This is a genomic window from Streptomyces sp. NPDC047982 (assembly GCF_043204165.1).
Lineage (GTDB): Bacteria > Actinomycetota > Actinomycetes > Streptomycetales > Streptomycetaceae > Streptomyces.
The window spans coordinates 157,465-180,423 of the sequence record NZ_JBIDBS010000017.1 but is presented as its reverse complement, the minus strand read 5'-3'; the positions used below and the strand labels follow the sequence as shown (position 1 = coordinate 180,423).

Here is a 22,959-nt window from a genome sequence, read left to right as displayed (position 1 = left end):
GCGCGCGGTCTGCTACGCAGACACGACGCGCCGCTGCTACGCAGCGGGATGCATTGGACGCCGACGGCGTCCCGGTTCTGATCCGCTACGCGGCTCAGAAGCAACTACGGTCGACATCGGGACCGGTAATGGTTGCTCTGGTCTTAGTCTCTGTCTCCCTCGGGTGGTTGCTCTCAAAGAGAAAAGCGGCTGGCTATGGGGTGAGAGTGTGTCTGGGCTCTTTGTGTGCAGGTTGTTTGACGGTTGCTCGGGTGGTTGCCTTGTGAGCAACCGTCAACTTGGTTGGTGGTTGCTCCGCGATGGTTGCAATGGCTCACTGGCGCCGGCTTGGCTGGTTGTTCGCCCCTCTGGTTGGTTGTGCAACTGTCGGCGGGGAAATCCTGCGGGGATCTTGGTTGTAGTAGTAGATTGAGGTCACCAGTGTACACGATTTCTGGTGATGCATCAGCGGGTAGGTTTCGGGAAAAAGAGGCCCTGGGTGTCACCGCTGATCAACTCGTCAAGATCAAAAAGTGCAAGGCGGTGACCGATGATGCTCTCGTTCGTGTCCTCCCCGCGGGGTGACCGATGAGCAGTGGCGGGGCGCCGGAATGGCGCCACATCGAGGAGCACATCGCCGCGGCTGCACGGGAGTTGCCGGCCGGTGCTCCGATTCCGGCCCCGGGGCTTCGGACCTTGGGGGTCTCGGCCCCGGGGACAGGCAAGACGGCCGTAGGGTTTGGCACGGCGCGGACGGTGGCTCCTGGCGGCCGGGTGCTGTGGATGGCTCCGTGGCGGAGTCTGCTGGTGCAGACGGCAGCGGCGTGGCGTGCCGCCGGCTTCTCCGGGCGGGGGGTGGCGGTGGTCTCGAAGTCGGGACCGGCGTTCTCGGAGTTCGGGGTGCAGGCTACGACGAGTCCTCCGCAGCTGGGGCTGTGGGCCGGGCGGGGGCCGGTGTGGGTGTTCGCCACCTACGACTCGCTCAGCTTGCGCCAGGAGGACGGTGAGGACGTTCCTGGGCCGCTCGAGCAGGCGCTGCTGGGCGCGTACGGGCAGCAATTGGAGCCGTTCGATCTTCTGGTCGCGGACGAGGCGCACCATACGTCGGGGGATGCGGCGAAGCCGTGGGCGGCGGTGCATGACAACTCGCGGATTGCGGCGGATCGGCGGCTGTATCTGACTGCGACGCCGAAGATCTGGGCTGTGCCCGAGGGGCGAGCGGGCCGGAGGGACCGGCTCGCGGTGTCGATGGACGATGAGGCGGTGTACGGGAAGCGGGCGTTCACCTACGGGCTGGTGGAGGCGGTGGAGCGCGGCACGCTGGCGCGGTTCGAGGTCGACGTGCTGGAGATCGCCGATCCCGAGCCGCCGGGCGCGGACGCGGACGATGAGGCGGTGCGCGGGCGCCGGCTGGCGGTGTTGCAGGCCGCGCTGCTGAAGCTGGCGGCTGAGGTTCGTGTGCGGTCGTTGATGACGTTCCACAACCGCACCGTGGACGCGATGGCGTTCGCGCGGGCGTTCCCGGAGACCGCGGCGGAGCTGCATGCCGGTGATCCTGAGCGGTATCCGGAGCGGGTGTCGGCGGAGTGGCTGTGTGGGGATCACACCCTGGAGGTGCGGCGGCTGGTCATGGACCGGTTCGGGGACGGGGTGGACGAGGAGGGGCGCGAGACGGACTTTTCGATCTTGTCCTCCTGTAAGGCCGTTGGGGAGGGGCAGGACATCCGCGGGCGTCGAGGGGTCGGCGGGGTGGTGTTCGCCGACACCCGCGGCAGTGCGACGGAGATCGTGCAGAACGTGGGGCGGGCTCTTCGTCAGGCGCCGTGCGAGGGCAAGATCGCGCGCATCGTGGTGCCGGTGTATCTGCAGCCCGGTGAGAAGCCGGACGACATGCTGACCTCGCCCTCCTACCGACCCCTGGTGGCCGTGCTACAGGGGCTGCGCTCACACGGGGATGGCCTCATCGAGCGGCTCACGCTGCGCACCGAGCACACCGGCCGCGGTGAGAGCGAGGACTTCACCGGCCTGGACCCCCACCCCGTCACCCCGCCGGGAGCGAAGGACGCCGGCGAGGCGGACGACAGCAGCGAAGGGGGCGGCCAGGAGCAGGCCGAGGAAAGCCAGCGGCGCGCGGCCGAGATGTGGGAGCAGCTGCTGAAGTTCTCCACGCCCCGCGATCCGGACCTGATCGCGCGGTTCGTGGAGCGCCGGATCCTGCAGCCCGACTCCGAGCTCTGGCTGACCGGCTACGACCTGCTGCGCCGGTGGGTCGGCGAGCACGGGCACGCGAAGGTGCCGCTGACCGCGACGGTACCGGTGCCGGGCAGCGAGGACGACGAGGTCTACGCGCTGGGAAGCTGGGTCAGTGAGCAGCGTCGGGCGCAGCGGGAGGGCGTGTTGGCTCCGTGGCGGTTCGACATGCTCAACGCGTTGGGGATGGTGTGGTCGGTCCACGACGCCGCTTTCGAGGTGTGGGTGTCCTGCGCGCGGCGCTACTTCGAGATGTACGGGACGCTCGCCGCTCCTCGGGAGGCGGTCATCGACGGCCGGGCGATCGGGCAGAAGCTGGAGAATCTCCGTAAGCCCGGCGGGCTGGGGAAGAACGCCGAGCGGGCGCGTACGCGTGATGGGCTGCTGCGCGCGATCGATCCCGACTGGAACCCGCCGTGGCCGATCAGCTGGCAGCGCCACTACGCCGGCTTGAAGACCTGTCTGGAGGGCGGTGCGACGCTGGCGGACCTGCGCCCCGGGATGCTCGTGTTCGGCGACGACATCGGCCTGTGGCTGCTCCAGCAGCAGAAGGACTGGGGCCAGCTCGGTGAGGAGCAGCGGCGGCGGCTGCTCGAGGTGGGGGTGCAGCCGGCGGTCCCGGCGGCTCTTCCTGCCGGAGCGGCGGGCGGGGACGAGGTGCGGCTGGCGGCGGAGGCCAGCAGCTGGGAGCGGCACCTCACCGCGGCCCGGCAGTACCAGCAGCGGGAAGGCCATATGCGTATCCCCCGGGCCCATTGCGAGACGGTCGTGGACGCGGCGGGGGTGCATCACGTGCTGAAGCTCGGAGTCTGGCGCAGCAACACGCGCAGCCGCCGTACGGGACTGCCGAAGGATCAGTACGAGGAGGCCGCGGCGATCGGACTCTTTGCCTGAGCCCCCTTTGTGCAGGTCCTGGGCGGCCGACGGGCGGGGAGTTGCTTGTTGCGCTGACTGCAACCCCCTTGCGCCGCTCTCCAGTTGCGCTGGGTGCAACTGGCTCATCGGTTGCACTCAGCGCAACTGGGGGTGCCTTGTCGGCGGCGCATGTCGGGGTCACCCCGTGGTGGTGCTGAGGATCTCGTCGGCGTACTCGACTCCGGGGGCCGGAACGAACTGGTCGCTGCCCAGGAGGACCTGCGCGCCGATCGTGAACTTCTTCGCGTCCTCGGGGACTTGGTCGTTCACGTCCTTCCAGGTAAGGAGCCGCCAGCCCTTCTCCTTGGTCTCGGCAAGGAGCCAGATGAGGGCGGTGTCGAGGCCGAGCTGGGGGTATCGGGGGCTGTCAGTGAGGTCGTCGCGCTGGTGGTCGTAGAAGGTCTCGATGGTGCCCAACGCCACGGCCTCGTTGGGGTGCTCGCGCTGGGACAACAGGTCGATCTTCCACTGTCCGCCGTAGCGGTTTCCGACCACGAGGAGGACAGCGATGTGGTTCTCGTTGAACTCAGCGTCCGGGATCGTCAGCGGCTCGGTGACTTCGTAGTGGAGAGGCATGGTGGGCATTCTCCCGGACCCGGCCGAGGCGCGGGGTGCGCCGCTGGGAGCAGCCGGGACCTCTGGCGGGCGAGGGGCCGTGTCTGCGGGGCACGGTCGGCGTTGTGCAGCGGGGGCCGGATCCGTTCCTGCGCCTGAGGAAGAAGGAGTTGCCGATGGGCCGCATCAAGGCGGGCAAGCCGCGCCGGCCACGTCCGGAGTCCCGCACGGAGCCGCCGTTCATCGCGATCGGCCTGGACGGGCCGGCGCTGGCGCTGGCGTGGGATGCGAACGCGGACCAGGCCCTCGTCGAGCACGGCGACAAGCTCGTCATCGTCGCGCCCGCCCAGGAGCAGGCCCGCGTGCTCTTCAGCGATCTCGCGGCCGAGGCGCCCCGCGTCGGCGCCCGCGACCTCATGGTGAGCGACGCCGACCAGTGGCGTGGCTCCCGCTCCGACCATCCCGGCGCCTTCCTGGCCTGCCTGAGGTACCCGGACGACAGCTCGGCCAGTGAGGACATCGTCCGCTACCGGGCCTTCATCCGGTCCATGGGGCTGGAACCGGTCATCTGAAGCGCCGGAGCCGAGGCGCGCCACGTCGCCTTCGTGACAGCGTCTGAAGAATCCCGCTGGCCTCCCGGGCCTGGCCGGAGAGGCCGCAGCGGCACGGATAGAGTGCCGAGGTGAGCGTGTCCCGTGTCCAGCGCCTGGCTGGTCTCTTGGAAGACGAGTGCCGCCGACGTGGGGTCGATCTTGTTCCCGGGCAGGCCGGTCACGTGCTGCGCCATCAGGCCCGGGTGGTGGCGGCTGCACTGCACATCAGCGAATCGTGGGCCCTGCGTTCCTACCTCGATGAGGACGCGGTGCGGGGGCTTGCTGCGAATCTGGTCCGGGAGGTGAATGCCGCTCGTCCCGTACGGGAGCTGGTGCTGGAGGTCCTGGCGAAGGTCGGCGGCTGGGCGAGGGACGATCGCCTGGCACGCGATTGCGCCCACCCTCAGAGGCCGGCACAGGGCCCTGAACTGGGACCGGCGCTCGTCGCGGAGCTGCGGGCACTGGCGTCGGTGGCGGCACAGCAGATGGCGTGGGATCTGTACACGGACGCCGTGGAGTTCGGAGACCGGCCCTACGCCTACTACGCCGACGAGCGGGACGGTGTGCTTCTGCGGCTGCCGCGGGTGTGCGACGGGATGGATGCCGCCTGGCGGCTGCGGTTCGCCGGGGTTCTTGAGCAGGTGGCCCGGCAGCTTCGAGCCGACACCGAATTCGTCCCGGTCTGCCACGCCTCGACCGTGGCGCTCGCCCTCGCGGTGACCGCGGCTCCCGAGCTGGTAGACGACATGGACGACTCCGCGGCTGCGGAGTCCGTAGGGCTTGACGAAGGCTGGTCGCCTCATACTGCGGGTCTTCGGATCGGTGGGGCGCTGAGGGCGATCGCCTGGAACAGTCCGGCGTTGATCGCCTACGACCCGGAGATGACCTACAGCCTGGAGCCCTCCACCTATGGCATTCACGGCCGCGATGACCTTCGCCCCGAGGCCTGGTTCACGCCGTTCACCGACCTCGAGCCGAGTGCGCCGTCACCTCCTGGCTGGGTGGTCGATGCCCTGGCCGGCGGGCTTCCTGCCCGCGAAGACCCGCCTCCTTTCGGCGCGGACGAGGCGGAGCGTGCGGCGCTGGCCGACCTGGCGACCGGCATCGTCGAGCGGGAGGCCGCATGGCGGCGCCACCGCGACAACTCCGGCGGCGTGGAGGAGGAACCGGTAGAAGCCGTCGTCCTGCTGCGCCCACAGCAGCTGGATTACATGACGCGGAAGAGGGCCCGGTCGGAGCAGCAGGCTCTGATTGTCGAGCAGAACGGGCGGCTCGTGGAGTCTGCCGCTGTGCGCTACCAGGTCGAGCACGACCTGGACGACGACCGGGACATGTTCGACCCTATGTGGTCGCCTGCGGAGCAGGACGCGGCGCGGCTGTGGGCGATCACGCTCACGCTGGAGGACTTCTCCGGCACGTCAGCGCTGCTGGAGCGGCTGCCGAGCCCGGGCCTCGGCAGCCCGTATGACGGCGGAAACAACTGGGAGTTCGCTTCTTCCGCTCAGCTGGCCGACCGGATCGCGGGCGCCGCCTTCTCCCTGCCGGTCGAGGGCGTCATCGTGCACGCGCCGGAGGGTCATGGAGACAGCGTCCATGCAGCGCAGGCCTGGGGGTTGGTTGTCACCCGCAGCGGCCACACCTTCTGCACGGGCTGCGCTCCAGGGGGAGTCGAGGCGGCCCATCGCGGCCTGATCACCGCGCTGACGCACGCACTGCCGCAGCCCTGAGGGACACGAGTTGCATTCGGTGCAACTCGCGGCGTCGCGTTGCATCACTTCTGACGCCCGCGGCCGTACGGCTCGCCGCGTGCTCGCCCCGGTCGAGGAGTCGCCGTGCGGGGCGTGTGCCCGAGCCGCTTAGCCCGCGGCATCCGGCACTGTCAACTCCCCTTTCTCTTGCGGCAGTCGGCGCTCTACGCTCGCGGGGTGACGTATATGACCTGGTCGGAGCTGCTGCGGCGGGGAACGGCGGACCCCACTTTGACGTTCGCCCGCGCGAAGTGGACCCAGGCGGGCAAGTTCGTGTGGGTCGAGCCCCGGGCCACGGTCACGGCCCCCACCGGGGCGCAGTACCCGCTCTGCACCACCGTGTACTTCAAGGACGTCGACGACGTCGTCAAGCCGTACTTGCCGAGCATGGACGGGATGACCGAGGCCGACGACTGGTACAAACCGGGCCATTTCGCCTCCAACCATGGTGTGGCGTCAGATCCTCTGATCTGCCTCAAATCGCGCCCTGTGCCCAGTGTGTATCTGCACAGTGAGGTCTATGACACTTTGGCAGAGGGGCACCGGTCTGATGTGTGCCCACTGGAAGCTCGTTTGGGTTCCTCTCGGATTCTCGGCCGTCCTCTATGGCAACAGCCTTTACGGGACGTCCCAGCAGCGTCTCGGCTTGGGCTTGTTCCTCGGAGGCTGGGTTCTCACGGTCTGCGGGCTGCCAGCCTTGCGGCGGTTCCTAGACAAGAACCCGCTTCGTAAGGAAGACGAGGCCGTAGCCCTGCTAGGGCTCTTTGTGCTCGCCTGCACGGGGGCGCCTGTTTTCACCGCAGCTAAGGCCGCCTGGGGAGTAGCACAGCCGGACGACTACCGGACTGCCGCCGCATGGCTGGGCCTTATCTACTTCGTGCTCCCCTTAGCCGTACGGTGGGCTGAGTGGAAGGGCTCTGCCCTCCGGTGGCTCCCCAGCAGAATCTGGCAGGCTGTCATTTGCCGGATCGTTGCGAACGCAGCTGGTATCGGTGCTGTCGCCATGTTTCTGAGCGCACGGTTTGTCATCGCCTATCCTGCACCGCTGATCTCTACTGCATTGACCCTCATGGTTGCCATGGCCGTGGTCACGCACAAGACTTTCGCGCGGGCGCGGAAACTGTGCACGCAGACTCACATCGACGTACAGACCCTGCTTCGGGACCTGGACGAGCTCGACGAAGCAAAGGAGCGCGACCGGGCGGCGAGGAAACTGAGGAACTGGCGGCCGAGGCCGCGCGCCGGCCAAGGGATGAGTGACAAGCACGCCGACAAGCGGATGGCGGTCCGCCGTAGCTGGGAGGTGCTCAAGCTTGATCTCCGCACCACCGTGGACAGTGGCTACCGCCTGCTCGGGCTGCCCTTCCTCGCCGCTGATGCGGTAGCTGATCTGGAGGAGAAGGTGCTGGCTGCGATCAAAGCTGCTGATTCCGATGCCACAGGTCCGGCGCGTGATGACCTCCACGCCATTCTGACCGCGTGTGCAGGGCGCATCGACGTCTTGGCTTAGCGGCATCGCGCTTCGCCGGGTCTTCCCTCCAGCCGCCTGCTTCGGAGGTGCCGAACAGGACCACACGGCTTATCGCGTCGTCTCACCTCGAATACTGCACGGTTGGAACACTGCCTCTTCCCCAGTCGTGGGGGTCTCCGGCCATCCGCCCGAGTAGCCTCTCGGGCCGCCTGCCCCTCACCGGTGCTGCGCGCGAGGAAGACGCCGAAGGGCCGGACAGCACAGGTCAGGTCTCACTAGGCTCGAAGGATGGTTGTCCACCGGCCCGAGCCCTTGTGGTGCTGCCCGCTGGGCATGGTCATGGGGGCGGCGTACGAGCGTGCGCGGGCCCGCTACGACGCCGCGGAACAAGCCGGGCGCGACCAGGACGTTCAGGTCGCGTATGCCGCCATGCTGGTCGCCTTGGTCAACTGGTGCGAGCACCAGATCGACGCGCACGACACGGCCCCCGGGCCCGTCGAGCAGTGCCCCGACTGCGCGCGGTTCGAGGAGACCGCGCCCGTACAGACGGGATCCGCCCAGTCGCCGATGACCGCGGAGGAGTGGGCGTACGAGCGCCGCGTGCACCAGGTCGCGCACCGCCTCGGTCCTCGGATCGTGACGCCTGTGGGCGCCGTCGCCACCGAGCCACCGGGGTCTGCGGCGCTGCGGCGGCACAGCCGAGGGTGAGTGAGTTGCCGCCAGCCCCCGGCGACGTCTCCCTCCGACCTCGGCGTGCGTCGCCATCAGCGGTGAGGGCTCGGGCGTTGGCCGGCGGAGCCGAACGTCGGTGGTACGGTCGGAGGACTCATCGCCCCGTTTCGGGGTTTCCCCAGGAGGGGTCGCGCGCAGTTGCGCGCCGTCATCAGCCCCATGGGGGAACAGCGCCACGCACACCAGGCTGGCGCCACTCGCGACGGCAAGAGGGAGCACGATGAGGTACGACCAGTTGACCAGGGGGCAGAAGCAGGAGGCCCAGGGCATTCTCCAGCGTCTGCGAGGCGAGGGCGTGGAGACGTCCGTCTCGCAGGTCGCGGTGCATTTCGATGACGCCTGCGCATGGGACGCCAAGGCCATCACCCTGGCCACGCTGCTGGACCGCACCGGCTGGACACGCAGCGCGCCGGTAGAGACGATCCACCGTGCCGAACTGCCCGCAGGAGTGCTGCGGCACGTGCGCGCGGTGCTGGGTGCCGATGGGTCGGCACAGTCCAGGGAGGCGCTGGAGCTGTTGCCCGAGGTCTGATCCGCCTGTCACGGGCTGATCAGGAATCTCTGCCCGGGCGCAGAACACCTAGCATCGGCCCGTGAACCGGATCGCGAGCTGGAACAGCTCGTCTCCGTGCGTACGGTCCCATGACCCGACGCGCGGTCGAGGCTGCATGCGGGCTTCTGCGGCGCGCGCCATCGCGGTCGGGTCATTGACGCGCAGGCTCCTCGGCAGGACCTGGACGGTCGGGCCGCCACGGCGGTCCGCGCAAGCATCGCCCGGTTCCAGTCCGCTGCCGGGCGGCTACCCGGTCGGCGGGGACGGCGAGGTTCCCGGGGGAAGCGGCGCGGTGCCGAAGAAGGAGCCCGGCTGGCCTGCATTCTGCGGACTGCCGGGATCGCTCGTGCTGGAGAAGACCCGTTCCTGCAGGCGGTACAGGCGGTCGGCTTCGTCGCGGGCCCGGGCGGGTATGTCGCCGCGTTCGGCGATGAGGCGACTGTAGATCGGGGTCTCCGTGAACACGGCGGGGTCTGCCTTCATTCTGGGCACACTACGGCGCGGACAAGGGACCTCAGCCTCCTGTCTCGCAGGGCGGAGGCTCACACGAGGACGCAGCGCTGGAGGGGGATGCCGGCGGCGGCCGCGTGTTCCTCCAGCGGCAGTATTTCGTCGGTGCGGCGGACCAGAACCAGGCACAGGTCGGGGTGCCTGGCCGTCAGTTGCCGGTCGCGGATGTCCTGTGCGTGGTGGTGGTGCCGTGCCGTGTCGGCCGGCAGGGAAACGGACATCGGGCCGGTGCCGTCGGGGAGCTGGAGGCTGGCGGCCCATTCCTGGATGAAGCGGTCGGCCTGTGTTTCACAGCCGTGTTCCAGGACCAGGCCGTGCTCGATCCCGACTGCCTCGATCGCGTCGTGCCAGGTCTGCAGCAGTACGTCCTCGACGGCCTGCCGGCCGGTGAGGGAGGGCGAGGCCGCGACGAGGACCACGACCGGCTTCAGCGTGCTGGGGAGCCAGCGGGTGATGGTGCACTGTTCGCCGATCAGCTCGCGGATCCGGGCCAGGATCTGCGGTGCGCGCTGAACGGCCTGGTCGCGTGCCCGGGAAGATGCGGCCATCGTGTACAGCTCCTGGCCCTGGGCGCCGAGACTGACCGGCTCCACCTGGTCGGCGAGGTCCTCGCCCACGATGTCGGGCCACCGGTCCCGGATGATCTGGGGAACCGGTCCGTTGACGGTCTGCACGATGATGCCCGACATCTGCGCGTCGGCGTCGAGCAGTTCGTTGACTCGGGCGATCAGCCTCGCAGCGGTTAGCCGGGTCTGCGTGCGCCATGCGGGACTCGAGCAGCGCACGTGGAGGCGTCCGCGGTCGTCCATGCCGACCGGCTCCACGTGCCGGGCGACGTCGTCGCCCACCGCCGGCGTCCACCATGCGTGGAGATCGCCGAACCACTCCGGTTGCGTCAGGGCCATGGTTGATGTCCTCCCCTCACCGGATATCCATGATCGCGCATGCCCGTCCGGGCCCGGTCTCCGGCTGCGCCGTGCTTCACCGTGGCGAGCGTGTCGCAGGCGGGGCAACGTGCTGGATCAGTGCTCGTCTGAGGTTCCCCCGAGATGCGGGAATGGGTGACAGAGTGTCAGATGGGACCCATGAGAGGAGCCCAGACGATGCCTGCCCCGAGAAAGTACCCGCTGGAGTTGCGCGAGCGTGCGGTGCGGATGTACCGGACCGCCGAGCCGAAGCCGGTGATCCGCCGCATGGCCGAGGAGCTCGGCGTGCACCACGAGGCCCTGCGTAACTGGATCCGCCAGGCCGAGACCGACGCCGGCGAGCGAGGCGACATGCTCACCACCGCCGAGCGTGAGGAGCTTGCCGCCCTGCGCAAGGAGAACGCCCATCTCAAGCGGGCGAACGAGGTCCTGCGGACGGCCTCGGCTTTTTTCGCGGCCCAGCTCGACCCGACCCGGCCCAGGTGACCGCGCTCGTCGACGAGCACCCGCACCTGGGGGTCGAGCCCGTACTCCGGGAACTCTCCATCCCCTCCTCCACCTACTACCGCTGGCGCCAGGCCGAGAAGGAACCGTGCGAACGACGCCGCCGCGACGCCGAGCTGACGGACAGGATCCGGCAGGTCCACGACGAGTCCGGCGGGATCTACGGCTCGCCCCGCGTGCACGCCGTCCTCAAGCGCGAGGGCGTCCACGTCGGCCGCAAGCGCGTCGAGCGGCTCATGCGCCAGGCCGGCCTGGCCGGGGTCAGCCCCCGGAAGGGCAAGGGCTTCACCCGACGCGACCCGGAGGCGGATCTTGCCCCTGACCTGGTTGAGCGTGACTTCACCGCGGACGGGCCGAACCGGTTGTGGGTCACCGACCTGACCATGATCGCGACTGGCGAGGGGCCGTTGTGGCTGTCGGCGATCCGAGACGCGTTCTCCCGCCGGGTGGTGGCCTGGGAGACCTCCGCCCGCGCGGACGCGGACTTGGTTCTCACCTCGCTGGAGTACGCCCTGGCCAGCCGCGAGCCCGCACCCGGCGAGCTCATTCATCATGCGGACCACGGCTGTCAGTACACGTCCGTGAAGCTCACAACACGCCTGGTCAGGGCCGGGATTCAGGCGTCCATGGGTTCGGTCGGCGACTCGTACGACAACGCTCTGGCGGAGAACCTGTGGATGGTCATCAAGACCGAGTGCATCCGCGGCCGTGTCTTCGCCACCAGGGCCGAGGCGAACCTCGCGCTCTTCGAGTACATCGACGGACCCTGTTGCCCAATTGAGTGAAGCTGCCGTGATCGCCTGTCGCGTGGCATTCCGGTTCGCGAGTGTGTGGTGCAGGCGGTTTCGAGGGCGTGAACTGGGCGTCTGGCCGCGGAAAACGGGGTGGCGTTGTGTCGATGCGGTCGAGTTCGGAGGTGGAGGTTCCTGCGGTGACACGGGATGTCGCCCGGGCAGCGTTCCCCAAGGGGTGTCTGGCGATGAGGATCCGGGACAGTCTCGGTCCGCTGTTCCTGGACGAGGAGTTCAGAACGGCCTTCGGGGTTCGGGGGCGTCCTGGCATCCCGCCCGGCCGGCTGGCGTTGGTCAGCATCCTTCAGTTCGCCGAGAACCTGACCGATCGCCAGGCCGCGCACGCGGTGCGGGCCAGGATCGACGTGAAGTACCTGCTCGGTCTGGAGCTGACCGACCCCGGCTTCGACCACACCGTGCTGACCGGGTTCCGGGAACGGCTGCTGGTGCACGGACTGGAGGAAAGGATCTTGGACCTGCTTCTGGAACGGCTGGCCGAGATGGGGCTGGTCGCTCCCGGCGGGCGTCAGCGCACGGACGCCACGCACGTCCTGGCCGCGGTCCGCAGTCTCAACCGCCTGGAGTTCATCGGCGAGACGTTGCGGGCGACACTGGAGGCACTCGCCACGGCCGTGCCCGACTGGATGCGCGCGTCGATGGACCCGGCATGGCAGGAACGCTACGGGACACGGGTCGACGCTTACCGGTTGCCGACCGACGAGCAGGAGCGGCGCGATCTCGCCCGGCAGATCGCCGCCGACGGATACCGGCTGCTCGAAGCCGTCTTCGCCCCGACGGCGCCGGTATGGCTGAGGCAGGTGCCCGCCGTCTCCGTCCTGCGCACGGTGTGGGTGCAGCAGTTCACCCGCACCGTCACCGACGGCGAGGAAGAGGTGGCCTGGCGGGGGAAAGACGATCTCCCGCCGAGCAGAGCGATGGTCGCTTCGCCCTATGATCCCGAAGCCCGTTACGCGAAGAAGCGCGGGTCCGCCTGGGTCGGCTACAAGATCCACCTCAGCGAGAGCTGCGACGATCCCGGGGAGGCGAAGCGACCCCACCTGATCACCCATGTCGTCACGACCGACGCCACGGTCAACGACGCGGTGGTCGTCGAGGAGATCCACGACCGCCTCACGGGCAAGGGCCTCCTGCCGGCGGAGCACCTCCTGGACGCCGGATACACCTCGGCCGAGCTGTTGCTGACCGCGCCGGCCACCCGCGGTGTCCACGTCGTCGGCCCGGTCCGGTCGAACAACACGCGGCAGGCGGCGAAAGGAGGAGGCTTCGGCAAGTCCGCCTTCACTATCAACTGGCTGGCCCAGCAGGCCACTTGCCCGACCGGCGCCGTGAGCAGGTACTGGACGGCGGGGGTGGACAACAACGGCCGGGACGCGATCCGAATCCGCTTCGCGACCACCACCTGCGCACCCTGTCCCGTGCGAGACCAGTGCACTCGCTCCACCAAGTACGGGCGGCAGCTCACCGTCCGTCCCCAGGACCAGGACGCACTGCTGGAACGCGTCCGCGCCGAGCAGGCCACGGACAAGTGGAAGGACCGGTATGCCGCACGTGCCGGAGTGGAAGGCACCATCCACCAGGCCGTCGCTGCTGCCGGAGCCCGGCGGACCCGCTACATCGGCCAAGCCAAGACACGTCTCGCGCACATCCTCACAGCTACCGCCATCAATCTGATCCGTCTCGACGCCTGGTGGAACGAAACGCCCCTCGCCCGCACACGTACGTCCCGCCTGGCAGCACTCGACCTTGCGGCATGAGACCAATTGGGCAACAGGGTCATCGACGGCTTCTACAACTCCCGCCGCATCCAGAAACGGCTGGGCTACCTCAGCCCGATCGAGTTCGAGGAGAAGCACTACGCCGACCAGGCAACGACCGCGGCCGGTGCGCGGGTGGGGGCGGCCCCACAGGACGCGGACCTGGCGGTCGGCCAGGTCGAGGATGCACACCGCGCTCTACTCGGCGAGCAGGACGTGGGGCAGGGCCGTGCCCGGGCGCATGAACCAGATGTCGCGGATGCCGGCGGCGGCGTAGTCCCGGTGGCGCTGCTGCCACAACGAGTCGGTGATCAGGCTGCTTTGGGCCTCCAGGGCAAGGCGGGAGCCGTCGGCGAGGTGGACGTGGACGTCGGCGCGGCGCTCGCGGCCGGGGATCCACTGCTCCTGGCGGACCTCGGTGACGTCGGGCAGCGAGCGCGCCCACCGTTCGAGCTGGGCCTTGGCCTCCAAGTGCCAGAGCGTTTCGGGGTGGTGGCCGCCGGGCGGGGCCATGTGCGGCGGGTGCGCGAAGTGGTGGCGCCGGGCGCCGCCGATCCTGCCCCGCGGGATCAGCGGGACGCGCGTGCCCGCCGGTACTCCGTCCAGGCCGAGGAAGCAGGCCGCGCACACCAGGCTCTCGCGGTGGCGGTAGCCCAGTGTGCGCCACTGGTCCATCGGCCGGTCCTCGATGTGGACGTGGCGGCCGGTGTCCAGGTCGAGCCCGACCACCAGCAGATCGTCCGCTGCCATGCACTGCCCCCGTCTTTCTGGATCTGCTCGGTGCTGGCAGTTTTCGGGACGCAGGTGCTGGTGAACGCCGGGCGGGGGCGGCGTCCCGCCGGGCGGACCGGCGGGCGCAGAACATCTTGTGTGGCGGTCCGCCGGGCGGGACAAGGGGCGTCGTCCGGGACAGGCGGGGCGGGAGGTGTCACAGGCTGCGGGGGCGAGGGGCCGCCCTCGTCGTTCAGGCCGTTCGGCCAGGTTCCTGCAGGAGGTCAGCCCCGGAGAGCCGCACCATCCCCGTTCTTCTTTCGTTCGTTGCGTCGATGGCGGTGCTGAGCGCCGCGTTCAGTACGGTGCGCGCGTTCATGCTGGCGCAGGCGTCGTCGTCCGAGGCGCGTCTGGCCCGGCAGCGTGCGGTGCAGGGCTGGGTGGGTGCGGTACTCGTCGTGGTGGTCACCTGGGTCGTGCGCGTGCGGTTGCCCGTCGGCGGTGGGGACGCCGGGCGGCCGGGGTCGGTGTCCATACCGTGGCGGACCGTGGGGCTCGTGGCGGCCTCGGTGGCTGCCGCCGTGGCGGTGGTGGTCGTCCTTGCGGGTCTCGTGCGGGCGCAGCGGCGCCGGCGGGACCGTGAGCACAAGGAGCAGCAGGCCCGGTGGGCGGTGCAGGAGCGCATCGCCGCCGCTGCGGCGCGCCACGATGCGGTGCTCGAGGAGTACGGCGCTCATCTCGTGGACTTCATGGCCGCGCTGGAGCGGCCCGCGCTCAACGATCCGTCGGTCGCCGCCACCGAGCGGTTCGACCGGGCGAGGATCAACGCGGACGACGCCCGTCTGACCGTGCGCCACGGCGCGCAGGAGCTCGTTGCCGCGTATCACGAGGCGGTGGCCGAGCTGGAGGTGTCGTGGCGGATCGCCCGGGAGCATGCGGAGCGCGTCGGCACCTCCTACCTCGAGCCGGCGGTCTCCCGGCGCCTGGCGAAGGCGGTCGATCTGATGGCCGTGGTGCGCGGTGGTGCGACCGAGCACGAGCGGGCGTTGGCGTATCAGCGGGTCCGTCGGCTGGTCGGCACTTCGGTACGTGTACCGCAGGTCGCCGAGCTGGCGATCGCGCGCCTGGTCCGCCCTGTCCTGACGAAGGAGGGCTTCGACGCGGCGGGGGGCCTGGACGCGCTGGTGCGTGCGAGCCGGTCGGAGAAGGTCGTGGTGGTCGCGCCCGCGCGCGGGGTGCCGTTCACGCGCCACCGTCTCGAAGATCTCACCTGACCCCACCCGCCCGCCGGCCGCTGGCTGTCAGGCGGGCTGCCGCAGCAGCGCGACGTCGCCCGGTGTGGGGATGGTGGCGGTCGGCTCCGGCGGCCTCATCCGGTCACTTCCCGTGATCCCCGCACGCAGGTGAACGGTACTGCGTAGGCTGGGGGTTGACGTCCCGGTGGTCCCCCCGTGCCACCGGGACGCTGTATGTCAGTGGTCCCGGATCTGGTGGATGCCGTCCACCGGGTCCGAGGCGGCGCGGATCCGGTCGCGCCATGCGTCGGGCCACTGGGTGGCGGCGTCCCAGCGCAGCCCGCCGAGGTAGAGGTGGGTGAGGTCGGCGGTGCGCAGGTCTGCTCCGCGGACGTCGTTGCACACGCGGTCGAACCTCACCTCCGCCTCCGCGAGATCGGCGGCCAGGCGTCTGAGCGTCCTGCGGATGATGCGCGGTGCGGCGGTGGCGAGTTGCCCGGCGTCGCGGCGGGCCTGGCGCAGGGCGAGGGCGAGCTGCTCCGCGCCCGGGCCGGCATCGCGGACCTGAGGCGGGAGGGTGATGTCGAGCGTGTCCGGCACGGTGGCGAGGGACTGCTCCGGATCCTCGAGAGCGCCCTGGGCCGCCCGCCGGGCCTCGGTGATCTGCTGGGCGAGCCACAGCAGGTGCCCGCGGGTCTGCAGGCGGGTCGCGGCGCTCCAGGAGGCGATGGTCCAGGCGGCGGCCGCGACGGAGCGACGGCGCCATGGGAGGTGCCGGGACATGTGCGTGGGCCAGGCCCCCGTGTTCACCGTTCCCCCTCGTCGGCCGGATTCTCCGGGGCACTGTATGCCCGAACGCCGCCCGCCGGTAAGGGCGGGCGGCAGGGGTGCGGCGGGGGTTCTAGGTGAGGCCGCGGCTCTGGTGGCCCTGCTGCTGGTGTGCGGCGGACTGTGCCTGGCCGTGGTCACGGGTGATCTGCTGCGGGGCGGCGGGGACCGGGTGGGCGGCGGCCCGCTGGTCCTGCTGGTCCTGGAGGCGCGCGATGCGACGCCTGAGTTCGTCGGGGTCCGCGTTCTGCATGGCCTCGGTGAGCTCCTCGAAGCTGACGTCGAACTCATCGAAGCCCACCGGGTCGTGTGCGCCCGGTGCACCCTGCCTGATCTGTCTGATGAACCGCTCTTTGCGTTCCCGCATCTCGGCGAGCCAGGGCGGGGGCGACGCGCCGACGGAAACCTCGAATCGCTTCTGGATGCCGGGGCCCGAGTCACTGCGAGGGGCAGCCGGCAGAGCTCTCACCGTGAAGCGGGCGCCGGGGAGGGTGTTGAGCACGGATTCCTCGGTGTCGGCGCGGCTGGCCACGATGAGCCGGTCGGCCGCGGCGGCCCGCGCGAGGAGGGCCTCGCGGGTACCGGGGTCGTGCAGGAAGTCGGCGTGCACGACCAGGACGCCGCCGGTGTTGCGCTCCGGGTGCTGGACCGCCTCGCCGACGGACATGGGAGTACAGGCGAGGTCGGGGTGCAGTTCGGCGACGGTGGCGTGGATCTGGGGCAGCAGGTGGCGGAAGTCGATCGCTGTCAACGACGTGCCCGAGCGGGCGGCCAGATGCGCCCCCGCGGCTATCGCGATCTGTCGGCCGGGGGCCCCGAACTCGTAGGCGATGATGCCTCCGCCGGAGTCCACCAGCGAGTCGACGAGCTGTGCCGCCTCGGGGTGGTCGATCGCATCGTTCATGTGGGGCCTTTCGGTCTCTGCCGGGGCACGGTCCGGCCGACAGCTCGCTCTTCCCTGCTGTGGGCCGGTCTGGACAGGTGACTAGGTGAGGCCGGTCCCCTGGGACCGGTGCTGCTGGTGTGCGGCGGCCTGTTCTTGGCCGTGGTCGAGGGGCGTCCGTGGCAGGTCGGTGGACCCGGTCGCGGCTCGGCGCCGGCGAGCCAGCTCGATGGTCGCCTCGTACTTGCTGCGGAGTTCGCCGACGCGCTGTTCGACCTCGGCGGGATCCGTCCTCTTCAGCACCTCGGCCATTTCGTCGAAGAACTCCACATGGTCGGGCAGGACGTCACGGTTGGCCTGCTGGACCAGGCGCAGGGCCACGCTCATGTCCATCGGCGGGGGCGTCAAGGTGATCGGCGCCGGGCGAGGAGCTGACGGCATCAGGTCACGGAGCCGAAGGACGAGTCCGGGGGTGGCGAGGGCGTCGAGGGTGGTGTCGCTGTAGTCGTGGCGCGCCACGAGGAGGTGGTCGGCGCTGTGGGCCATCGCGAGCAGCGGCTTGCGCACGTCGGCGTCGCGCAGGACGTCGGCGTGCACGGCCAGGACGCCGTTGATGCTGCCAGCCGGCTGCAGGGCCGCTTCCTCGGCGGCGATGACCGCGCTGCGTACCGTCGGCTGTACCTCGCGGACGAAGGCGCGGACATCGGAGTGGAGGCTGCGGGCTTCCACGATCGTCAGGGGGGCCTTCGTCCGGGCTGCCAGCCGCGCGGCGGCGGCGAGGAGCGTCTCCCGGCCCCCGCCGCCGATGTCGTAGGTGACGCGTCCTCCCCCGGCGTCCACGAGGGTCTCGACAGCCTCCTCGATCCGCGGGTACTTCAGCACGCTGCTGTCCACGCGATCACTCCCCCTCTTCGCCGCGATCAGCGGCCGTTGTAGAAGGTGGCGGAGGTCTTGCAGTACGAGGGGCTCTGCCCGGCCTTGATGACGCAGACCCGCAGCCGGTAGGAGCGCTTCTCGACGAGGTTGTAGCGGCCGCTGGCCTCGCTGACGGTGGTGCACTTGTTGTCGTTGTAGCTGTCGGTCACGCGGTAGACGTGCGCGCCGGCGGCGGTCTGGACGTCCACCAGCGCGCGGTAGCTGTCGGAGTTGACGTCGCACACCTTGAGCTGGTCGCCCTCAGCGCGGAAGCTGGCGGCGGCGCCGCTGCCGTGCGGGCCGCCGCTGTACCACCAGGTGGTCGCCGCCGAGGCGGTGCCGGTGCCGGAGGCCATCAGGGCGCCCAGCGCGACGGCGGGTACGGCTGCGCGGGCCGGGCGCATGCGCGTCGACTTCATTCGGGTCCTCCTGCGTCGGCGGGTGGCCCGGTTCCTGCGGTGCCGGGCTGGTCCGAGGCAATCAGGTCCGCGTGCCGTCGAGGAGCTGGTGGCGGTGGGCGTCCCGTCGGCTGCGTCGGCGGGGCGTCCGGCGCTCCCGCGTGGCGGGATCTTCCTGCATGCCGTGCCCGTGCCCGTCTGGTGCTCGTGCCGGTTGTCTCCCGCCGGGCGCGGCCGGGCCGCTACCCTGAGAGGTGCAGCAGCGGCATGTGCCGACGACCTTCGAGGCGGTTTGATCATGGGTAGTGACGACTGGACGCCGGACTCCATCGCCCATGCCCTGCCGGACGCTGGCATGCGGCAGGAATTCTGGCGGCAGTTCAACCTCACCCCTCTCGACGGGCTCAAGGCCCTCGGCGAGAAGTGGGTCAAGGCCATCGAGGACCTTGAGGGCGCCGTCGAACGCGGTCGTGAGGTGCGCGCCTTCCAGCAGCAGAACGGTGGCCAGCTGCCCGCGGAGTACTTCGACGTCACCGACCTGATCGCGGAGAGCCGGGCTGCCTGATCCATGTACCGGCTCTATATGGATTCCACCCTTCACGCCGTATACCGGGATCTCCCGGACAAGGCGCGCGCCCGGGTCGCTCAGTTCCTGCTCGACTCGGTCAGTGATCCGCGGGCGGCCACCAGCCCGTACAGGGACGTCGATGACGGGCTGATGCGGCTGTGGGCCTCGGGTGATCTCGCGGTGGTGCTCCTGATCGGGGACCAGACCCGGACCATCACGGTCCTGAGCATTGCCTACGCCGGACTGGAGTAGCCCGGCCGTCGGCGGCCGGGCACCGTGAGGGCTTACACGCTGTCTCGTGGTGCGCGCGTTCGTCATGCCGCCGGGGCGTGCGGGGCACCGCAGCGCGGGCACCGGCAGGGATGTTCCTCACAGGGCGCGGCCAGTGCCCGGCACCGGGCGCAGTCACAGAGTTCGGGAGCGCCCGAGGCTCGCCGGTAGTGCGCGTCGAGGGGCGCGGCGGACGGCCAGGCGCCGGGCTTGTGCCCGGTGGGGCCCGTGAATCTCTGCCACAGCGTCACGACCTGGACGGGGGATCGCACCGGACGGATCTGCAAGCGCATGAACACGGGCAAGTCCCCCTGCTCGCGCATGGCCGCGATGTCGGCGATCCCGAAGTCTCCCGCGGAGGCCCCCTCGCGCGCTCCGGCGTCCTCGGTGATCTGCTCAACGGCCGCCAGGTGTGCTCGCTCCCTCACGGTGCACCTCGTTCAGTTCGATCCCTTATGGGCATCCGGGGCGGCGGCTCGTGCAAGGACCCGCCACCGCCCCGGCTCTCCCCGTTCCGTCCCAGAACAGGAGGGCCCCCTCACCTTGCCCCCTGGGGGGCTGGCAGGTGCCGCCGCGGAACGCCTTCTCCCGGCTCCTGGCACGTGAACCCGCAGATGCGTTCCGCCCGGCGGACCGAACCGCTGTTTTCACGCTCCTGCGCCGACTCACTCGGCCTGGCCTTGCTGCGCCGCCCCGCCCCTCGACCGCGCCTTCAGCCACGTCGTCATCGACGCCTCTCCCACCGGTCTGCCGCGCGCCGCCGCCAGTACCGCCGACCTCACCCTCGCCCCCTGGCGGCACACGCCCCGCCCGCCGGGCCGGGACATCACCGAAGTGTGCCTCACCCCCCAGGGAGAGGTGTGGGCCTGGATCGAAGGCGCCTACCGGGACTTCGAGAACTCCGGCCCGGCCGCGCTGGAGGACTACGCCGCGTACGAACAGCGCCTCACCCGGTTCGCCCGGGAACACGGCGCGCAGGCCGTGGACGACGAGCTCGAGGACACCCTCGCCAGGCGCCTGTTCCTGAACGACACCGATGAGGCCGGCGGCAGCGGTGGGGGGCACGGTGGGAACCGGCGCGGGACGGCTGGGTCGCGCACCTGCGGCGCCAGAACGCCACCGGCTGGGACGAAGCGGCGGGTGCGCGCGTCACGCGCACCCGGTCCGACCAGGAGTGGGAAGCCGCATTGCGGTCACGGGTCGCCGAGGCCGCCGACGAGGTGCTGTGGGACCTGCCGATCTCCACCGGCAGGCGCCGCCCCTGTCTGGTCCCCACTACACGGATGCCCGCCGACGCACTCCGTCCCCTCCGTCAGGCGTGCGCGGCCCAGGGCCTTCGCCTGTCCTCCACCGTCCTGCCCGACCTCGGCAGCGCCGTCGGACCGGCCTCCCTGGCACGCTGGGAAGACGCCGCACGGCAACTGGCCGACGAGGCCCACGCGCACCTGCCCCGGTGACATCAGCGCATACCACCTGGCTTGCCGGTGAGCGTGGAGGCCGGGCCGCGAGCCGGTCCCCACGCTCACCGCAAGGGTGGCGATCGTGCGGGAGAGCAACTGCCGACCTCTCACAGTGAGTAGCATCCGGCAGTAACAACCCAGGTACAAGGAGTGCTGTCGTGGCCGACGAGCCCGCAAAGACCCCCATCCAGAACAAGTACGCGCAGCAGTACGCCGATGACCTCGCGGCCAACCGCAAGGAGCAGGGCGACCTCACCACACAGATCGCCGACCTCCAGGAGCGCCTTGAGCAACTCAAGGTGGAGGAAGGCTGGTTGGCCCAGGCGCAGAGCAGTCTGCCCGGAGCAGTCACCCCTGGCGAGCCCGGGTCCGAGCCCGCCGCCGAGGTGCCGTCGGCGGCCAAGGACGAAGAGCCCAACACGTCCGCACCGGCCGAGGCCGTCACCGATGCGCCCCCGATCGTTCCGCAGCCGCGGCAGGATGAATCGGTGAAGGCGGAACAGGAACAGTCCGAGCAGCCGGCCAAGAAGGCGGCTGCCGGCAAGAAGACCACGGGAAAGAAGACCGCCGCTAAGAAGGCCGCCGCGAAGAAGACGACGGCGAAGAAGTCGGCCGGTGGGCAGGCTCCGGCGCCGGAGGCCGCCATCACGGAGGCGCCGGGGGAAGAGGCCGCTGCCGAGGAGAAGTCGGGGCCCCCGTTGTGGCAGCTCGCCCTGGAGATCCTCCTCAAGACCCCCGGGCAGCCGTGCGTGGCCCGTGAGGTTCACGACCAGCTCGCGCAGGAGCATCCCGGTCGGGCGACGTCCGTCCAGACCGTGCGCAACAACCTGGAGGCCCTGGTCAAGAAGGGCCTCGCCGAGAAGTCGCGCCAGCAGGGAAACGCGATGTACACCGCCAACGCCGCGGCAGATGCCGCGCCCGAGGCGGACGGCACCGTGGGCGGCGAGGCGGGGCAAGCTGACGAGACGGCGGCCGGGAAGGTTCCGGCGGAGGTCTAGCGTCCGTTGCGGCCCGCCCGGGCACCTGCGGCGCTCGGCTCGCCGCGCCGCAGGTGCCCGGGCAGCAGTACGGTGCCGACGAGGAGCTGGAAGGCGGCGATCCCGTAGCCGAACGGGTAGTCCTCCCCCAGTCCCCAGCTCAGGATGGCCGCGACGCACCCGGCTCCCAGCCAGGCGATGGCCGCGCACGGCAGAGCGGCCCGGACCCTGGCCACTCCGTAGGCTGCGACGGCCCCCAGGCCCAGCCCGGCGGCCATGACACTCAGCTCGGCACGGTGGCCCAGGAGCGCGGCGGCGAGCACGCAGGCCGCCGCGCCGCCGGTCAGCGTGGTTCACGGGGGTATGGCGGGGGCGGGGCGTGTCACGGTCTCTCCGGGGCGGGATGGAGGCGCTCGAGCCAACCATGCCCGGGCGCGGCAGGGCAAATGACCTCCCGGACCGCCAGACGGGCCGTGAACCCTTGCCGTCTACACCTCAGGCGGGTCAGCGCGGCCCTCGGCGCCCGCCCGGCGGGACACCACTGGCGGCGCAATGCCGCAGCGTTGAAGGATCGGCCCCAGCCCGCGCGCGGCGGGCGGCGGCTCAAGGAGGACCTGTGGTCGGGGCGTTGGTGTGGCTGGCCGTCTGCTCCGCGGTGATGGCCGTGGTCGGAACCTGGGCCTGGGCGGTGTGGCAGCCGGGGCAGGACGCGCCGTGGGCGAAGCGGTGGGAGGCCGCATCCGTGCTGCTGGGGGTACTCGGGTTCACGGTGTTCACGCTGGCCCTCGTGGCGCGCGCCGAGGGCGCGGTCCTCACCGGCGTTGCGGTGGTCGTGGTGGTGCTGTGGGCGCTGGCCGCCGGGTGCGTGGTGGCGGAGAAGGCCGTACGGAGGCAGGAGGCGCACGAGGTGCGCCAGGCCCGGCAGGAGAGGGGACTGCCCGTGGAGGCGCGGATGTGGGCTCCACGCACTGTGTGGATCGCATGGGTGGTGGGTGGCTGTCTCCTGGCTGCCGGCGGACTGATTGTGTGGGTGACGCAGACCCGGCTCGATCCCGCCTCCGCACGGCCCGAGGAACTCCTGGACCAGGCGCAGCAGTTGTCGGCCACGGCGGCGATCGTGATGAGCGCCGCCCTCGTGGTGTCGGCGGCGGGCGGTGCCGTGCACGCGTTGGCCCGGCGACGGCGTCACGAGGCTGACCGTGCCCGGGTGCAGGATGCCGAGCAGGAACTGGCGGCGCCCGCCGATTGCGGGTGACCACTGGCGTCCCGGGACCACCGTCCCTCCGACGAAACCCGTCGGTGGAATCCGAGGAATGCCGTTGCGGGAGCGGCTCCCCCACCCGACCGGCAGTGTGACGTGCACCACAAGTCCCAGATTCATTGTCGGTTGGGGTCTGTGCCGCCGCCTGTAA

At 70.4% G+C, this 22,959-nt stretch carries 25 protein-coding genes; 15 read left to right on the top strand and 10 right to left on the bottom strand.

The features are described from left to right. Positions 1-567 precede the first annotated feature (567 nt). Entirely contained in the window at positions 568-3,123 is a 2,556-nt protein-coding gene (locus tag ACGF2V_RS21840) for a Helicase associated domain protein (protein WP_362708671.1), read from the top strand. 159 nt (positions 3,124-3,282) lie between these two features. Here the strand turns inward: ACGF2V_RS21840 and ACGF2V_RS21835 are convergent, their stop codons facing one another. Next, positions 3,283-3,720: a hypothetical protein gene (locus tag ACGF2V_RS21835; RefSeq protein ID WP_362708668.1), complete on the bottom strand. Its 438-nt coding sequence runs from the start codon at positions 3,718-3,720 to the stop codon at positions 3,283-3,285. A gap of 155 nt (positions 3,721-3,875) precedes the next feature. On the opposite strand from ACGF2V_RS21835, the gene ACGF2V_RS21830 reads away from it, so the two are divergent. The 5 genes from ACGF2V_RS21830 (at position 3,876) to ACGF2V_RS21810 (ending at position 8,775) form a co-directional block, all read left to right on the top strand. After that, a complete protein-coding gene (locus ACGF2V_RS21830) occupies positions 3,876-4,271 on the top strand; it encodes a hypothetical protein (RefSeq protein WP_362708666.1) in 396 nt (131 codons plus the stop codon). Positions 4,272-4,381: 110 nt separating this feature from the next. Then, positions 4,382-6,019 (top strand): hypothetical protein, encoded by a 1,638-nt coding sequence (locus tag ACGF2V_RS21825; protein WP_362708664.1) that lies wholly within the window; start codon positions 4,382-4,384, stop codon positions 6,017-6,019. A gap of 541 nt (positions 6,020-6,560) precedes the next feature. Beyond that, positions 6,561-7,550, top strand: a complete 990-nt coding sequence (locus ACGF2V_RS21820; RefSeq protein WP_362708661.1) for a hypothetical protein — start codon at positions 6,561-6,563, stop codon at positions 7,548-7,550. 249 nt (positions 7,551-7,799) lie between these two features. Continuing rightward, on the top strand, positions 7,800-8,219 hold the full coding sequence (locus ACGF2V_RS21815) for a hypothetical protein (protein WP_362708658.1): 420 nt from the start codon (positions 7,800-7,802) through the stop codon (positions 8,217-8,219). A 244-nt stretch (positions 8,220-8,463) separates the two neighbouring features. Continuing rightward, positions 8,464-8,775, top strand: coding sequence for a hypothetical protein (locus tag ACGF2V_RS21810; protein ID WP_362708655.1), 312 nt, complete (start codon positions 8,464-8,466; stop codon positions 8,773-8,775). Between the two features lie 267 nt (positions 8,776-9,042). Here ACGF2V_RS21810 and ACGF2V_RS21805 read toward each other — a convergent pair whose 3' ends face one another. Together ACGF2V_RS21805 and ACGF2V_RS21800 are read right to left on the bottom strand one after the other, a co-directional pair. Then, positions 9,043-9,279: a hypothetical protein gene (locus tag ACGF2V_RS21805; RefSeq protein WP_392912898.1), complete on the bottom strand. Its 237-nt coding sequence runs from the start codon at positions 9,277-9,279 to the stop codon at positions 9,043-9,045. A gap of 59 nt (positions 9,280-9,338) precedes the next feature. Continuing rightward, positions 9,339-10,211 (bottom strand): DUF721 domain-containing protein, encoded by an 873-nt coding sequence (locus ACGF2V_RS21800; protein ID WP_362708652.1) that lies wholly within the window; start codon positions 10,209-10,211, stop codon positions 9,339-9,341. Positions 10,212-10,409: 198 nt separating this feature from the next. On the opposite strand from ACGF2V_RS21800, the gene ACGF2V_RS21795 reads away from it, so the two are divergent. The 3 genes from ACGF2V_RS21795 to ACGF2V_RS21785 all read left to right on the top strand — a co-directional run bounded on the left by ACGF2V_RS21795 (position 10,410) and on the right by ACGF2V_RS21785 (position 13,302). Further along, positions 10,410-10,718 (top strand): transposase, encoded by a 309-nt coding sequence (locus tag ACGF2V_RS21795; protein ID WP_362630532.1) that lies wholly within the window; start codon positions 10,410-10,412, stop codon positions 10,716-10,718. Continuing rightward, positions 10,715-11,521, top strand: a complete 807-nt coding sequence (locus ACGF2V_RS21790; RefSeq protein WP_362708649.1) for an IS3 family transposase — start codon at positions 10,715-10,717, stop codon at positions 11,519-11,521. The genes ACGF2V_RS21795 and ACGF2V_RS21790 overlap by 4 nt, the downstream gene beginning before the upstream one ends. A gap of 107 nt (positions 11,522-11,628) precedes the next feature. Further along, the gene (locus tag ACGF2V_RS21785; RefSeq protein ID WP_362708647.1) at positions 11,629-13,302 is read left to right on the top strand and encodes an IS1182 family transposase; all 1,674 of its coding nucleotides are present in this window, start codon (positions 11,629-11,631) and stop codon (positions 13,300-13,302) included. Between the two features lie 198 nt (positions 13,303-13,500). On the opposite strand, the gene ACGF2V_RS21780 is transcribed toward ACGF2V_RS21785, so the two are convergent. Continuing rightward, entirely contained in the window at positions 13,501-14,052 is a 552-nt protein-coding gene (locus ACGF2V_RS21780; protein WP_362708645.1) for a competence protein CoiA family protein, read from the bottom strand. Between the two features lie 296 nt (positions 14,053-14,348). Here ACGF2V_RS21780 and ACGF2V_RS21775 point away from each other — a divergent pair, with 296 nt between their 5' ends. Continuing rightward, positions 14,349-15,287, top strand: a complete 939-nt coding sequence (locus tag ACGF2V_RS21775) for a hypothetical protein (protein ID WP_362708642.1) — start codon at positions 14,349-14,351, stop codon at positions 15,285-15,287. 198 nt (positions 15,288-15,485) lie between these two features. On the opposite strand, the gene ACGF2V_RS21770 is transcribed toward ACGF2V_RS21775, so the two are convergent. The 4 genes from ACGF2V_RS21770 to ACGF2V_RS21755 all read right to left on the bottom strand — a co-directional run bounded on the left by ACGF2V_RS21770 (position 15,486) and on the right by ACGF2V_RS21755 (position 18,293). Then, positions 15,486-16,058, bottom strand: a complete 573-nt coding sequence (locus ACGF2V_RS21770; RefSeq protein ID WP_362708640.1) for a hypothetical protein — start codon at positions 16,056-16,058, stop codon at positions 15,486-15,488. Positions 16,059-16,149: 91 nt separating this feature from the next. Continuing rightward, positions 16,150-16,980: a hypothetical protein gene (locus tag ACGF2V_RS21765; RefSeq protein WP_362708637.1), complete on the bottom strand. Its 831-nt coding sequence runs from the start codon at positions 16,978-16,980 to the stop codon at positions 16,150-16,152. Positions 16,981-17,061: 81 nt separating this feature from the next. Then, positions 17,062-17,853, bottom strand: coding sequence for a hypothetical protein (locus tag ACGF2V_RS21760; RefSeq protein ID WP_362708635.1), 792 nt, complete (start codon positions 17,851-17,853; stop codon positions 17,062-17,064). Positions 17,854-17,879: 26 nt separating this feature from the next. Continuing rightward, entirely contained in the window at positions 17,880-18,293 is a 414-nt protein-coding gene (locus tag ACGF2V_RS21755) for a hypothetical protein (protein ID WP_362708632.1), read from the bottom strand. Positions 18,294-18,570: 277 nt separating this feature from the next. On the opposite strand from ACGF2V_RS21755, the gene ACGF2V_RS21750 reads away from it, so the two are divergent. Further along, a complete protein-coding gene (locus ACGF2V_RS21750; RefSeq protein ID WP_362708629.1) occupies positions 18,571-18,837 on the top strand; it encodes a hypothetical protein in 267 nt (88 codons plus the stop codon). An 18-nt stretch (positions 18,838-18,855) separates the two neighbouring features. After that, entirely contained in the window at positions 18,856-19,092 is a 237-nt protein-coding gene (locus ACGF2V_RS21745; protein WP_362708627.1) for a hypothetical protein, read from the top strand. 62 nt (positions 19,093-19,154) lie between these two features. On the opposite strand, the gene ACGF2V_RS21740 is transcribed toward ACGF2V_RS21745, so the two are convergent. Further along, the gene (locus tag ACGF2V_RS21740; protein ID WP_362708625.1) at positions 19,155-19,538 is read right to left on the bottom strand and encodes a hypothetical protein; all 384 of its coding nucleotides are present in this window, start codon (positions 19,536-19,538) and stop codon (positions 19,155-19,157) included. 759 nt (positions 19,539-20,297) lie between these two features. On the opposite strand from ACGF2V_RS21740, the gene ACGF2V_RS21735 reads away from it, so the two are divergent. Together ACGF2V_RS21735 and ACGF2V_RS21730 are read left to right on the top strand one after the other, a co-directional pair. Then, on the top strand, positions 20,298-20,567 hold the full coding sequence (locus ACGF2V_RS21735; RefSeq protein ID WP_362708622.1) for a hypothetical protein: 270 nt from the start codon (positions 20,298-20,300) through the stop codon (positions 20,565-20,567). Positions 20,568-20,728: 161 nt separating this feature from the next. Then, positions 20,729-21,568 carry a BlaI/MecI/CopY family transcriptional regulator gene (locus ACGF2V_RS21730; protein ID WP_362708619.1) on the top strand — a complete coding sequence of 280 codons (840 nt, stop codon included), beginning with the start codon at positions 20,729-20,731 and terminating at the stop codon, positions 21,566-21,568. Here the strand turns inward: ACGF2V_RS21730 and ACGF2V_RS21725 are convergent. Next, entirely contained in the window at positions 21,565-21,870 is a 306-nt protein-coding gene (locus tag ACGF2V_RS21725; protein ID WP_362708617.1) for a hypothetical protein, read from the bottom strand. The two genes, ACGF2V_RS21730 and ACGF2V_RS21725, sit on opposite strands and share 4 nt — an antisense overlap. Positions 21,871-22,163: 293 nt before the next feature. Here ACGF2V_RS21725 and ACGF2V_RS21720 point away from each other — a divergent pair, with 293 nt between their 5' ends. Next, a complete protein-coding gene (locus tag ACGF2V_RS21720) occupies positions 22,164-22,802 on the top strand; it encodes a hypothetical protein (RefSeq protein WP_362708614.1) in 639 nt (212 codons plus the stop codon). Positions 22,803-22,959: the final 157 nt, after the last annotated feature.